The 13,303-nt window shown below is 40.4% G+C and carries 12 protein-coding genes; 8 read left to right on the top strand and 4 right to left on the bottom strand.

Annotated elements, in window-relative coordinates; translation table 11 throughout:
• The first annotated feature begins 5 nt into the window (after positions 1-5).
• Positions 6-1,136, top strand: coding sequence for a tRNA guanosine(34) transglycosylase Tgt (tgt, locus tag G6W43_RS07485; protein WP_194169512.1), 1,131 nt, complete (start codon positions 6-8; stop codon positions 1,134-1,136).
• A complete protein-coding gene (locus G6W43_RS07480) occupies positions 1,126-1,824 on the top strand; it encodes a CorA family divalent cation transporter (protein WP_194169511.1) in 699 nt (232 codons plus the stop codon). Before tgt ends, G6W43_RS07480 begins: the two co-directional genes overlap by 11 nt.
• Positions 1,825-1,874: 50 nt before the next feature.
• Here G6W43_RS07480 and G6W43_RS07475 read toward each other — a convergent pair whose 3' ends face one another.
• Positions 1,875-4,448, bottom strand: coding sequence for an ATP-dependent Clp protease ATP-binding subunit (locus G6W43_RS07475; RefSeq protein ID WP_087583177.1), 2,574 nt, complete (start codon positions 4,446-4,448; stop codon positions 1,875-1,877).
• 252 nt (positions 4,449-4,700) lie between these two features.
• Here G6W43_RS07475 and G6W43_RS07470 point away from each other — a divergent pair, with 252 nt between their 5' ends.
• Genes G6W43_RS07470 through G6W43_RS07445 form a run of 6 tightly spaced genes read left to right on the top strand, consistent with a single transcriptional unit; the run spans position 4,701 to position 9,565 of the window.
• On the top strand, positions 4,701-5,975 hold the full coding sequence (locus G6W43_RS07470) for a S41 family peptidase (protein ID WP_342672227.1): 1,275 nt from the start codon (positions 4,701-4,703) through the stop codon (positions 5,973-5,975).
• Positions 5,976-5,991: 16 nt separating this feature from the next.
• The gene (gene purC, locus G6W43_RS07465) at positions 5,992-6,702 is read left to right on the top strand and encodes a phosphoribosylaminoimidazolesuccinocarboxamide synthase (protein ID WP_149703079.1); all 711 of its coding nucleotides are present in this window, start codon (positions 5,992-5,994) and stop codon (positions 6,700-6,702) included.
• An 8-nt stretch (positions 6,703-6,710) separates the two neighbouring features.
• A complete protein-coding gene (gene purS / locus G6W43_RS07460; RefSeq protein WP_009293857.1) occupies positions 6,711-6,947 on the top strand; it encodes a phosphoribosylformylglycinamidine synthase subunit PurS in 237 nt (78 codons plus the stop codon).
• On the top strand, positions 6,944-7,609 hold the full coding sequence (gene purQ, locus G6W43_RS07455) for a phosphoribosylformylglycinamidine synthase I (RefSeq protein ID WP_107797119.1): 666 nt from the start codon (positions 6,944-6,946) through the stop codon (positions 7,607-7,609). The genes purS and purQ overlap by 4 nt, the downstream gene beginning before the upstream one ends.
• A complete protein-coding gene (locus G6W43_RS07450; protein WP_103581139.1) occupies positions 7,603-8,910 on the top strand; it encodes an SH3 domain-containing protein in 1,308 nt (435 codons plus the stop codon). The genes purQ and G6W43_RS07450 overlap by 7 nt, the downstream gene beginning before the upstream one ends.
• On the top strand, positions 8,891-9,565 hold the full coding sequence (locus G6W43_RS07445; protein WP_258032540.1) for a lysophospholipid acyltransferase family protein: 675 nt from the start codon (positions 8,891-8,893) through the stop codon (positions 9,563-9,565). Before G6W43_RS07450 ends, G6W43_RS07445 begins: the two co-directional genes overlap by 20 nt.
• Positions 9,566-10,048: 483 nt before the next feature.
• Here G6W43_RS07445 and lpxD read toward each other — a convergent pair whose 3' ends face one another.
• Genes lpxD through G6W43_RS07430 form a run of 3 tightly spaced genes read right to left on the bottom strand, consistent with a single transcriptional unit; the run spans position 10,049 to position 13,160 of the window.
• Positions 10,049-11,002 carry a UDP-3-O-(3-hydroxymyristoyl)glucosamine N-acyltransferase gene (lpxD, locus tag G6W43_RS07440; protein ID WP_194169509.1) on the bottom strand — a complete coding sequence of 318 codons (954 nt, stop codon included), beginning with the start codon at positions 11,000-11,002 and terminating at the stop codon, positions 10,049-10,051.
• Entirely contained in the window at positions 11,002-11,463 is a 462-nt protein-coding gene (ilvN, locus tag G6W43_RS07435; RefSeq protein ID WP_223227516.1) for an acetolactate synthase small subunit, read from the bottom strand. The genes lpxD and ilvN overlap by 1 nt, the downstream gene beginning before the upstream one ends.
• A gap of 2 nt (positions 11,464-11,465) precedes the next feature.
• Positions 11,466-13,160 carry an acetolactate synthase large subunit gene (locus tag G6W43_RS07430; RefSeq protein ID WP_223228763.1) on the bottom strand — a complete coding sequence of 565 codons (1,695 nt, stop codon included), beginning with the start codon at positions 13,158-13,160 and terminating at the stop codon, positions 11,466-11,468.
• Between the last annotated feature and the right edge of the window lie 143 nt (positions 13,161-13,303).

Below are 13,303 nucleotides of genomic sequence, written 5' to 3'. Positions count from 1 at the left end.
CTTAGATGAAATTTGAAGTTATAAAAAAAGATGGCAACGCAAGGCGCGGCATTCTCACGACTGCTCACAGCGTGATACAAACGCCAGTTTTCATGCCAGTTGGTACGGTTGGCGCAGTTAAAAGCTTAGACGCCTTTGATATGAGTGAAATTTTAGACGCAAAGATAATCTTAGCAAACACCTACCACATGTATCTGCGCCCTGGCAGCAAGGTCGTGCGTGAGTTTGGCGGGCTTCATGGATTTTCTAAATTTGATCGCTCGTTTTTAACTGATAGCGGCGGATTTCAGGCATTTTCGCTTAGGTCAAACACCAAAAACGACGATGGCGGAATAAAATTTAAAAGCCACATCGACGGCAGCACGCACTACTTCACGCCAAGATCCGTCCTTGACACGCAGTATGACCTAGGCAGCGACATCATGATGATACTTGATGATTTGGTTGCCTTGCCAGCTGAGCCAAAAAGGATAGATCTTAGCATAAAACGAACGATAAAATGGGCAAAAGAGGCGATTGATTACCACAAATTTATGCAGAGTAAGGGCGTTGGCTTGCAGCAAAATATCTTTGGTATCGTTCAAGGTGGCACCAACTATGAGGCACGTAAATTTTGCGCTGAAGCCTTAAATCAGATGCCATTTGACGGCCTTGCCATAGGAGGGCTAAGCGTTGGCGAGAGCAACGAGGCGATGTATGACACGGTTGAGGCGGTTATGCCATTTATGGATGAGCTAAGACCTCGCTATCTAATGGGCGTTGGCACGCCTGAAGACCTAGTTGAAAACGTGGAGCGAGGCGTCGATATGTTTGACTGCGTCATGCCAACAAGAAACGCAAGAAACGGCACGCTTTTTACTAGCTTTGGCAAGATAAATATAAAATCAGCCAAATTTATAAACGACCACGCGCCGATAGACCCAGCTTGCCAGTGCTACACCTGCAAGCGCTACTCCAGAGGCTATCTAAACCACCTTTTTAAGGCGAGGGAGCTAACATTTTTTAGACTAGCAAGCCTTCACAACCTGCACTACTATCTAAATTTGATGAAAGAGATGAGAGAGGCGATAGAGGTCGGCGAATTTGCTAAATTTAAGCGAAATTTCTACGCAAAAAGGAGCACAGATGAGCTATAAAAGCGCACTTTGTGGATATTTTTATGGAGAAGAGTTTGACTACATCACGCTCATCTCGCCGTCACAAAAGCAAGTTTTTAAATTTTTATTTAAAGATGGCAAAATTTACAAAGAAGATCTTGAGCATGAATGCGACAAAAGCGCGTTTGAAGTAGCTATTAAGGGGATTTGCAATGAATACGCAAATAAAATTTTAGAGCACCAAGACGAGCTAAATGAGTATGAGAAAATTTATGCTAGCCAGAAAAATTTTGACAAATTTATAAAAAGACACCACTTTTTAAAGTATGAGATCAGAAAATTTCAAAATAGCATTTCGCACTTTTACGAAGCTCTTGCGATCTGCCAAAGTGAGCAGCAAGGGCTAAAAAAAGAGCTTAAAAACAGCATCCACGAAGCAAGTGTTTTTAAAACAATAGCTAACGAATATGCCTGCAGGGTCGAAGACATCTATACATTTATACAAAGCGCTAAAAATGACAAGATAAATAAAAATATCTACCTCTTGACGCTCATTTCGGCTCTATTTTTGCCGCTAAATTTCATCACTGGCTTTTTTGGTATGAATACAAATGGCATGTTTTTAAGCTCATTTAAAGATGGTACGTTGATAGTTTTTGCCTTTGTAGCGATGCTTTGCGTGCTGTTTTTTATATTTTATTACAGATTAAATAAGGATATTAGTTAAATTTATAGTAGGCTTGGCAAGTTCGTCCAACCTGCCAAGTAAATTTGAAGTTATTTTTTCTTAATGATGATCTTCTCGCCGTTGCTATCAATGGTGATCTCATCACCGCTTTCAAGCTCATCTTTCAAGATCATATCAGCAATTTTATCTTCAACTAGCTCATAAAGCGCTCTTCTAAGAGGTCTTGCGCCATAAACTATGTCAAAGCCAGCTTTTGCGATAAATTTCTTAGCCTCTTCGCTTAAAACTGCCTTGATACCGCGGTTGTGAAGAGTTTTCTCAAGCTCTTTAAACATGATCTCAACGATAGAGATTAGTCCTTGCTCGTTTAGAGGATTGAAGATGATAGTATCATCAAGCCTGTTTAAAAACTCAGGTTTAAAGTAGTTTTTAAGCTCGTTTTTAACAGCCACGTCACGGTCTTCGCCCTTTAGCTCCATTATGAAATTTGAAGCGATGTTTGAAGTTAAAATAATGATCGTGTTTTTAAAATCAACCGTTACACCTTTATTATCAGTCGCACGTCCGTCGTCTAAGATCCCCAAAAGTATGTTAAATACGTCCTTGTGAGCCTTTTCAACCTCGTCAAAAAGTATGACTGAGTATGGTCTTCTGCGAACTGCCTCTGTTAGCTGACCGCCCTCATCGTAGCCTACATATCCTGGAGGCGCACCAAGAAGCCTGCTCACGCTGTGTTTTTCCATATATTCGCTCATATCAAAGCGGATAAGCGCCTTCTCATCGTCAAATAAGAATTTAGCCAAAGCCTTAGCAGACTGAGTTTTGCCAACGCCTGTTGGTCCAAGAAATAAAAACGAACCAATCGGCCTTTGACCCTCATTTAGCCCTGCTTTGTTTCTCTTAACAGCACGCGCAAGTGCGTGTAGTGCATCATCTTGACCGACAACACTCTCTCTTAGATGCTCTTCGATGCGCAGATATTTCTCTTTTTCGCTTGTTAGCATCTTTTTAACTGAAATTCCAGTCCATTTGCTCAAAATTTCAGCCACAAGCTCTTCATCGACTTGATTTTTAAGAAGCACGCCCTCTTTTTTCATGTGTTCCCATTTTTCTTCAAGCTCGTGTTTATGCTTTTTGGCGTCAGCTATTTTGCCGTACTCTATCTCGGCAGCCTTTTGAAGATCACCATTTCTTTTTGCTATCTCAGCTTGTGATTTTAAACTATCGATCTCTTTTGTCGCTTTTGAAATTCCGCCAAAAACGGCCTTTTCGTTTTCAAATTTAGTATCAAGCGCTAGCTTTTTCTCATTTAGATCAGCTATCTCTTTTTCGATCTCGCCAAGTCTTTCTTTGTTTTTATCCGCATCCTCCATCTTTAGAGCTTCTTTTTCTACTTGAAGCGTTACGATCTCGCGTTTTATCTTTGAAAGCTCGTATGGCTCGCTCTCTATTTGCATCTTAAGCTCAGCTGCTGCCTCATCTATAAGATCTATCGCCTTATCTGGCAAGAAGCGGTTTGCGATATATCGGTCGCTTAGCCTTGCAGCGGCAACTAGCGCGCTATCTGTTATCGTGATGCCGTGATGAACTTCAAGGCGCTCTTTTATACCACGTAAAATTTGCAATGCCTCATTTACACTTGGCTCTTTAACGTCTATAGGCTGAAAACGTCTTTGAAGCGCTGCATCTTTTTCAAAGTATTTTCTATACTCTTTTAATGTTGTCGCACCAACAGCGTGAAGCTCTCCACGTGCAAGAGCTGGTTTTAGGATATTTGCAGCGTCCATTCCGCCCTCGCTCGCACCAGCTCCAACTATGGTGTGAATTTCATCTATAAAAAGTATGATATTGCCAGCTTTTTTGACCTCGTCGATGACAGCTTTTAGCCTATCTTCAAACTCGCCTCTATACTTTGCTCCAGCTACAACTGCGCTCATATCAAGTGCGATGACACGCTTGTTTGCAAGGCTTGTTGGCACATCGCGAGCCACTATCTTTTGAGCTAGCCCCTCAACGATAGCTGTTTTACCAACGCCTGGCTCACCAAGCAAGATAGGGTTATTTTTGCTCTTTCTTATTAAAATTTGCATCATTCTAGTGATCTCTTCATCACGTCCGATGACTGGATCAAGCTCTTTATTTAGGGCTTTTTGTGTTAGATCGATACCAAATTTCTCTAAGCTATCAAGAGTATCATCGCCAGTTTGGCTATCTATCTTTTTACCACCTCTTATGCTCTCAAGATTCTTTTTGATCTCTAAGATGTCGCAAAATTTGCTTAAAATTTGTTTGATCTCACTAAGCTCAAGAGCCGAGATGATCCAAGTATCAACAGCTATGTAGCTATCGCCCATGCTTACCATTAAAGCTTTTGCATTTTCAAGCGAATTTATAAGCTCTCTTGAAACTGAAACGTTATCTTTTGTGACGTTTGAGCTGCTTGGGAGTGACGAGATCTTGCTTTTTATCTCAAGCTCGACTGCGTCTTTGCTTATGTTCATCTTATTAAATACTTGATTTAAAATAGAATTGCTATCAGCGAGTAAAGCCCAAAAGACGTGAAGTGGCACAACTTGTGGATTTTTAGAAAAGATCGCTAAGCTAACGCCTTTTTCAAGTGTCTCTTGCATCTGCGCTGTTAAATTTTCTGTTATGTCAGCCATTAAAGCTCCTTAAGTTATTTTATAATGGCGGCATTATATAACTTTAGTCTTATATTGTCAAGTATTTTTATAGCCTTTGTCACTCTTTTTATATAATTGCTAAAATTTGCTGTTATAAATTTGTGTTAAAAATAGACAAAAGTTAAAAATATAAGGTTAAATTTATGCTTTTTTTAGCCAAATGTTAATAAAATTAAGCCAAAAAATATAGGAGATATTTTGAATAAATTTACTAGATCTTTTGCGCTAAAAATAACAGGCGCCCTACTCATCTCAAGCGTAGCAGTAAATGCACTTTTTGCTAAAACTGAAGATGAGGCGAGTGCAAAACTTGAAGCACTTTCAAAACTTACAAAAACCATCTCAACTGTTGAAAAATACTACGTTGATGACATTAAATTTAAAGAGATAATTGACAAAGCCATCGCTGGTTTGATGCAAAATTTAGATGCTCACTCGAGCTTTTTAAATGAAAAAGCATATAAAGATATGCAGGTGCAAACAAGCGGAGAATTTGGCGGACTTGGCATAACAGTTGGCATGAAAGATAGCGCACTAACCGTTATCTCGCCTATCGAGGACACTCCAGCTGATAAAGCAGGCATAAAAGCAGGCGATATCATTTTAAGGATCGATGGCAACTCGACTATCGGCACAACGATAGATGAAGCCGTAAATAAGATGCGCGGCAAGCCAAAAACTCCGATAACAATTACGATTTTGCGAAAAGGCGAGCAAAAGCCATTTGACGTAAAGATCATAAGAGATCTTATAAAGGTTGAGTCTGTCTATGCAAAAATGATAGAAAATGAAAACATCCTTTATATACGCGTCACAAATTTTGACAAAAACGTTGTTACAAAAGTAAAAGATGCTATCAAAGAGCATCCAAAAGCAAATGGCATCATACTTGATCTTAGAAACAACCCTGGCGGTCTTTTAAATCAAGCTGTCGATCTAGTGGATCTTTTCGTAGATAACGGTATCATCGTCTCTCAAAAAGGTCGTGAGGCATCTGAAAATGTAGAGTATAAAGCAAGCGCTAGCAAAACATTATCAAAACTCCCACTTGTTGTCCTTGTAAATGGCGGAAGTGCAAGCGCTAGCGAGATCGTAAGCGGGTCACTGCAAGATCATAAGCGTGCGGTGATAATCGGTGAAAACACATTTGGTAAAGGCAGCGTTCAGGTGATCCTACCAATAGACGATACAGAAGCGCTAAGACTAACCATCGCAAGATACTACTTGCCAAGTGGCAGAACTATCCAAGCTGTTGGCGTAACACCAGATGTAGTCGTGCATCCTGGCAAAGTGCCACAAAGTGATGATAGCGCATTTAGCATCAAAGAGAGCGAGCTAAAAGCACACCTAAAGAGCGAGCTAAACAAGATAAATCCAACAAGCGAAGGCAATAAAACTGAAATAAAAGATGATAAAAATATAATCACACAGAAAAAAGTTGATGAGGATATTCAGTTAAAAACAGCGATTGATACGATCAAAATTTTAAAGATAAAACAACAATAATCTAAAGGAGAACAACATGCAAAAAAGAGAGCTTATCTACGAGGGAAAAGGCAAGAAAATGTACGCCACAGACGATCCAAATCTACTTGTGGCTGAATTTAAAGACGATCTAACAGCATTTGATGCTCAAAAAAGAGGCAACGAAGCTGGCAAAGGCGCACTAAATAACAAAATCTCTACTCAGCTTTTTAAACTGCTAGAGAGCAAAGGTATCGTCACTGACCTTATTGAGACCATCAGCGACACTGAGCAAGTGGTCAAAAAATGCGAGATCATACCTCTTGAAGTTGTTGTGAGAAATATCGCAACTGGCTCACTTAGCAAAAGACTTGGCATAAAAGAAGGCACAGTTCTACCTTTTACACTTGTTGAGTTCTACTACAAAAACGACGATTTGCACGATCCACTAGTTACTGACGAGCACTGCATCATCATGGGTCTAGTAAAAAGTGAAAAAGATCTTCAAACTCTAAGACACACAGCAAGAGAGATCAACTCTATCTTATTTAAATTCTTTGCAGAGAGAAATTTAAAACTAGTTGATTTCAAAGTCGAATTTGGTATCGACAAAGATGGCAACATCATCTTAGCTGACGAGATAAGCCCTGATAGCTGCAGATTTTGGGATGCAACAACAAACGAAAAACTTGACAAAGATAGATTTAGACAAGACCTTGGTAGCGTAAAAGTAGCTTACGAAGAAGTTTTAAGAAGAATTCTTTCTTAAGGACAAAGATGAAAGCTGTCGTAAATATAGCATTAAGAAGCGGGGTCTTAGATCCTGCTGGCAAGGCAGTGGAGCACGCGCTAAATTCGCTTGGATTTAGCGGTGTTTCAAATGTCAGGATAGGCAAACAAATCGTTTTAGACATCGACGAGAGCGATAAAAACAAAGCAAAAGAGCAGCTAAAAGTGATGTGTGAAGAGCTTCTAGCAAATACCGTCATCGAAGACTACGAGATCGTGCTATGAAAGTAGCGATCATACTTTTTCCTGGCACAAACTGCGAAGAAGACACAGCTCACGCTTTTGGACTACTTGGCTGCCAAACGCAGATCATCTGGCACAAAGAAGATAAGATCGATGCTGATCTAGTCGTTTTGCCTGGTGGTTTTAGCTACGGCGACTATCTAAGGACGGCTGCGATAGCTAAATTTAGCCCAGCGATGCAGGCTGTAAAAGAGCATGCAAAAAAAGGTGGCTATATCCTAGGAATTTGCAATGGCTTTCAGATGCTTCTTGAGCTTGGACTTTTAAAAGGTGCAATGAGAAGAAATGAAAATTTAAATTTTGTCTCAAAATACCACCACCTAAAAGTAGTCTCAAATAACAATAAATTCCTAGCAAATTTAGACAAAAACGAAGTGGTAAATATCCCCATCGCTCACGGCGAGGGCAACTACTACACTGATGAAGATACGCTAAAAAGCCTATATGATAATGAGCAAGTCCTGCTAAAATACTGCGACAGCCACGGCAATGAGATAAATCCAAATGGCTCAGTTGATAGTATAGCTGGGATTTGCGATGAGAGCAAAAAGATCTTTGGTCTTATGCCTCACCCAGAGCGCGCTTGCGAGAAAATTTTAGGCACAGATGATGGCATGAAGATGTTAAAAGGGCTAGTTTGGTAAAACGAACACTTTTTATCGCCCTACTCGCGCTAAATTTATTTGCCGCAAACACTGATGAAGTCAGCGTTTTTGACATGATGGATGAGGCAAGAGAGGATAAATTTGTAAATAGCCCAAGTTCAAAGCCGCAAACAAAGACTCCAAGCGAAGAAGATATATCAAGAAAACTCGTCTCTCCACGCTCTATCGCCCCACAGCCAGAGCGTATCACCCCAGAGCAGATGCGAAATATCGTGCCGACAAACGAACCAGACATCAGCGTCCCTGATAATCAAGTCTATGACAAGATCAAAATAAAAGACCTCCTTTTAAAAGCGACAAATATCCCTAAAAATGTCGTCGTAGGAGAAATTTTTAGCGTTGAGATCGTAGCTGATACGCAAAGCGACCTTGAGTTTGAGTTTGAGACACAGCTTGATGAGACAAATATCAAATGGCTAAATAAGAAGAATTTTCAATGGGTAAAAGGCGATGAAAACAAATACATCGGCACTTTCTACCTTGAAGCAACGAGCATTGATGCAAAGACTTTACGAGTTAGCTTGGATCTAAAAAGAAATGGCGAGAACTATCAAAACTCAAACATAAATATCTTTTTACCAAAGCTAAAAGAGCTTAGAAGTGACGAGAACTACAACCACATCGTCGCTGACAACCTTGAGGTAAAGAAATTTAAAACGACTAAATTTGATGACATAAACAACATCATGGTCGTTGAAATTTACGGCAACAATGTCGATCTAAGCGCCTTTAATATCGAAAATAAAACGATCCTAAAGCAAGGCGTAGATACGATAAATGGCGACTTTAACTCGCAAAGTGCATATTATTTTGCGGTATTTAAGCCAAACAAAAAGACACTTGACTTTAACTACTACAACCTAAAAAAAGCTAAATTTGAGAGCTTTTCACTGCCTGTAAGCGTCGAAGAGGACGAGGTTAGCACGCAAATCGGTCTAAATCCAAAACAAAGCGAATTTAGCACCTACAAAGATATCACTATCTACTCTTTGGTCGCTATCTTTATCTTGCTAGCGATCTGGCGTAGAAAGCTAAGCTACTTCTTTGTAGCGGCCGTTTTTATAGCACTTGGAATTTACACTTACAATCCTTTTGGCAAAGCAGTGCTTAAGCCAGATGTGAGCGTCACTATCTTGCCAACTAAAAATTCAACCGTTTTTTATACATCTCGCAAAAATGAAAATGTTGAAATTTTAGACACAAAAGATGACTACTCAAAAATTTTATTCGCAGATGGTAAAATCGGCTGGGTAAGAAAGGGTGATCTTGTCAAAAATTAGAGCTTTTTTCTTTTCTATTGAATTTGTTATAAGCGTCGTTATTGTCGTACTTTTTATGTGGCTCTTTAACTCAAAAAATAGAGCCATAAGAAAATTTTGGGGCAGATCGCAGAGATTTTTTGGTGGATATAAGCTAGAAGTGATCGGTAAATTTAGCGACGAAGCAAATATCTTGCTGATAAATCACCAAAGCATGCTTGATATCATTGCACTTGAAGAGATCCATCCTAAAAATATCTGCTGGATCGCAAAGGCACAGATAGGCAAGATCCCGATCATCGGTAAAATTTTGAGCCTTCCAAAGATGATAGCAGTCGAGCGAGAAAATAAGCACTCGCTAATAAAGCTTTTAAGCGAAGCAAAAGACAGAGTAGAAAATGGCCGTGTTTTAGCGATATTTCCAGAAGGCACAAGGTCTCAAACCAAAGAGCTCTTGCCATTTAAAGGTGGCGCAAAGTTGCTAGTTGAAAAGCTAAATTTAAAGGTTCAGCCTATCGTAATCGTCGGAAGCGATGCGATGAAAGTGAAAGAATTTAGCTTTAAAAAAGCTGACATCAAGCTCTTTTGTCTTGATCTAGTCGATACCTCGAAAGAAAACTGGCTAGAGGCGACTAGAGAGAGCATGCAAAAAGTCCTAGACGAAAATAGAAAATAAATTTAGCTTTGTAAATTTCTTTTCTAGATTTCACATTTTAAGCAACCACATAAAGAGTTAAAATTAATAAGCGATAAAACAAGTGTTGGTGTGATATTACCTTATAAATTTAGGCAAATCATCTTAGTAAAAAAGAATTTTATCCACCAGCGTTTTGCTAATATCTTTTAGAAGTTTTTATATATCAAAGTACGTATCCAAATTTGCTTTTTACCGCCACGAGCAAACAACCTGTAGTAAATAGGCTACTCTCTACATTATTAAGTATAAAAATTACTACATCTTATAACACTTTGCTCATACTAGTTCAGCCATTTTATTATGAGCGTTAAATTTTATTTAAATCTAATGCTTAAACTAGATCTCTTGCTGGCTATTTTTATTAGCCATAAATGTTAGTTTGTGATTGCGGTGAAATAAAATAAATAGAAAAATTTAAATTATAGAAGTACGACAACTATTTGGCGGAGAGCTCCGCCAAATTTAGTTTTTCTTAAAAAATCTCAATATCTTTGCTTGTAGTTTAAACTGCTCTGAAAGCTCCATTATCGGATAAGCTCCAGCGTATTTTTTGCCGCCAGCTAGGTCTTTGCTAACGCCGCCGCGTGCCGCGATCTGAGCAAAGTCTCCTACGCTTACGTGGCCAGCTGAGCCACTTTGTCCGCCCATGACGACATTTCTGCCCAGCACTGTTGAGCCAGCAAGTCCAGTTTGTGAGACGATGAGGCAGCCATTTCCAAGCTCGCAGTTGTGGCCTATTTGAACGAGATTGTCTATCTTTGTGTAGTTTGCGATCATCGTGCTTTCAAAAACGCCACGATCTATCGTAGTGCAAGCGCCGATCTCGACAAAATCGCCCAAAACAACGTTACCGTTGTGATAAATTTTCACATGCTCGCCAGTTTTTGTATGCGCATAGCCAAAGCCGTCGCTGCCGATGACGCAATTTGCTAGCAGGTGGCACTCGTTGCCGATGACGCAGTCATTATAGATGACGACATTTGGATGGATGATGCAGTTTTTACCGACACTCACGTTATCGCCCAAAAACGCTCCAGCCATCACTATCGTATTTTCGCCCACACTCACGTTTGAACCTATATAGACATTTGGCATTATAGTTGCACTCTGGGCGATATTTGATGGTTTTGGCTCGCAAAAAAGCGGCTTAGCGTAAATTTTGCTAAGGATAGCAAATGCAAGGTGCGGGTTGTCGCACACAAGCGCTACCATGCCAGCTGGCACTAAGTCTAAAAGTGATTTTGTCACCAAGATAGCTCCAGCGTTTGAAGTGCTTATAAATTTAGCATTTTTCTCACCATCGCAGTATGTTAGCTCAGCTTTATTTGCATTTTTTAAAGAATTTAGAGCAAAAATTTCAAGATCTTCTCCGCTAAAAGTAGCATCTACTTTTAAGGCTATTTCGCTTAGTTTCATCATATATCCATTATCACAGATCCGCCGCGCACGACATCAACTGGGTTAAATTTCTTTATCGATTTTAAAAAGCTCTCTACCCTGCTCGCATCGTCAGCCACCATGACGACGATGTAGTTTTCGTTTGTATTTGTGACGATGCCGTTGTATGACTTTAGTATCGCCTCAAGGCCTGCAAAATTTTCACCAAGCGGGATTTTCACAAGAGCCATCTCTTTTTCGACGAATTCGCCGCTTTCTATGACTTTATATGTTGGGATGAGCTTGTGAAGCTGCTTTACGATCTGCTCTAAAACCCTCTCATCGCCGCTTGTGACAATGCTTAGTCTTGAGAAGTTGCTCTCAGGTATCGGAGCGACTGTGAGCGTGTCGATGTTGTAGCCCCTACCCGCAAAAAGCCCAGAAATTCTAGCCAAAACGCCATGTTCATTTAAAACTATAACCGAAATCGTTCTTCTGATACTCATTTTTCTTCCTTGCTCTTTAATATCATATTATAGATCGCAGCCCCTGCTGGAACCATAGGAAGCACGTCCTCAAAGCGGTCGATCCTCACGTCGATAAGTGCTGATTTTTTACTCTTGATCGCCTCTTTTAAAGCCTTTTTAAACTCATCTTTGCTCTTGCATACAAAGCCAACGCCGCCAAATCCCTCAGCGATCTTGACAAAATCAGGCTGCAAGCTAAGATCAGTCGATGAGTAGCGCTTTTCATAGAAAAATGTCTGCCACTGGCGCACCATGCCTAAGAAATTGTTGTTTAAGATGATGTTTATGACAGGGACATTTGTCTCATAAGCAGTCATTAGCTCTTGGATATTCATAAGTATCGATCCATCACCTGTGAAATTTACAACCAAATGCTCAGGCATCGCACACTTTGCGCCGATCGCTGCAGGCAGGCCATATCCCATCGTGCCAAGGCCGCCACTTGTGACAAGCTGTCTTGGGCGGTTAAATGGATAAAACTGTGCCACCCACATCTGGTGCTGACCGACGTCAGTTGCGATGATAGCCTCAGAGCCAACTATCTTTGCGGTCTCTTCAACTACCCATTGAGGCTTTAAGACCTTGTCACTATCTGTGTAGCCAAGTGGGTTTAGCTTTTGATATCTATCTAAAATTTCTCTCCAAGGCGCATAGTTTTTAGGCTCACCTTTCACCTCTTCATAAAGCTCGCTTAACACGTTTGTAAGATCGCCAACTATCGGATAGTGAGCGTTTATGATCTTTGAGATAGAGCTTGGATCGATGTCGATGTGGATGATCTTTGCATGTTTGGCAAACTCATCAGTTTTGCCTGTGACCCTATCGCAAAATCTAGCGCCAAGTGATATGAGAAGGTCGCACTCGCTAAGAGCCATATTTGAAGCGTAGCTGCCGTGCATGCCTGCCATGCCTAAATTTAGCTCATCTTTTGCATCAAGCACACCAAGAGCCATAAGCGTCTCGACCGCTGGGATGCCAGTTTTTTTCATAAATTTACGTATGATCTCGCTTGCATTTGATGCGACCGCACCGCCGCCGATGTAAAGAAGCGGTCTTTTTGCTTCATTTATCGCAGCTGCTGCTTTTTTGATCTGCTTAGAGTTGCCTTTATATGTCGGCTTGTAGCTTGGGATAGAAATTTCTTTTGGATAGACAAAGTCGCCAAGCCTTGAAGTTACGTTTTTTGGGATATCGATATGAACTGGTCCTGGGCGGCCTGATCTTGCGATGTAAAACGCCTCTTTTATGATGCGAGGTAGCTCCTCGACGCTATTTACTAAAAAGTTGTGTTTGACACAGGGGCGTGAAATGCCGACTGCATCGATCTCTTGAAAGGCATCTGTGCCTATCATAAAGGTTGGTACTTGACCGCTTATAAGCACAACTGGGATGCTATCGCTGTAAGCTGTGGCAAGACCAGTGACTGCGTTTGTAAAGCCAGGACCGCTTGTCACAAAAGCCACGCCAACTTTGCCACTAACCCTAGCGTATCCGTCTGCTGCGTGAACGGCTGCTTGCTCGTGGCGAACCAAGACGTGCTTAAAATAAGTTTGTTTATATGTCTCGTCGTAGATATTTAAAGCTGCACCGCCAGGATAGCCAAAAACTATCTCAACGCCCTCTTCGTGCAAGGCTTCGCTTATCATCTGTGAACCAGAAATTTGTTTTATCATCACTTTAGCCTTTTGATAAATTTATCGCAAATTATATCCCAAAGCATTTTAAATCCATTTTAACTTTTTAGCGAAATTTGGGCGTTATCTTAAATTTTTTGAAAAAAATTTGAGTTAAAAAAGTAATAAATACAAAATAT

The sequence above is a fragment of the Campylobacter concisus genome (genome assembly GCF_015229965.1).
In the GTDB taxonomy this organism is placed as follows: Bacteria; Campylobacterota; Campylobacteria; order Campylobacterales; family Campylobacteraceae; genus Campylobacter_A; species Campylobacter_A concisus_BD.
Note: the sequence above shows the minus strand (reverse complement) of the source record. Positions and strands in the feature narration are given on the sequence as shown.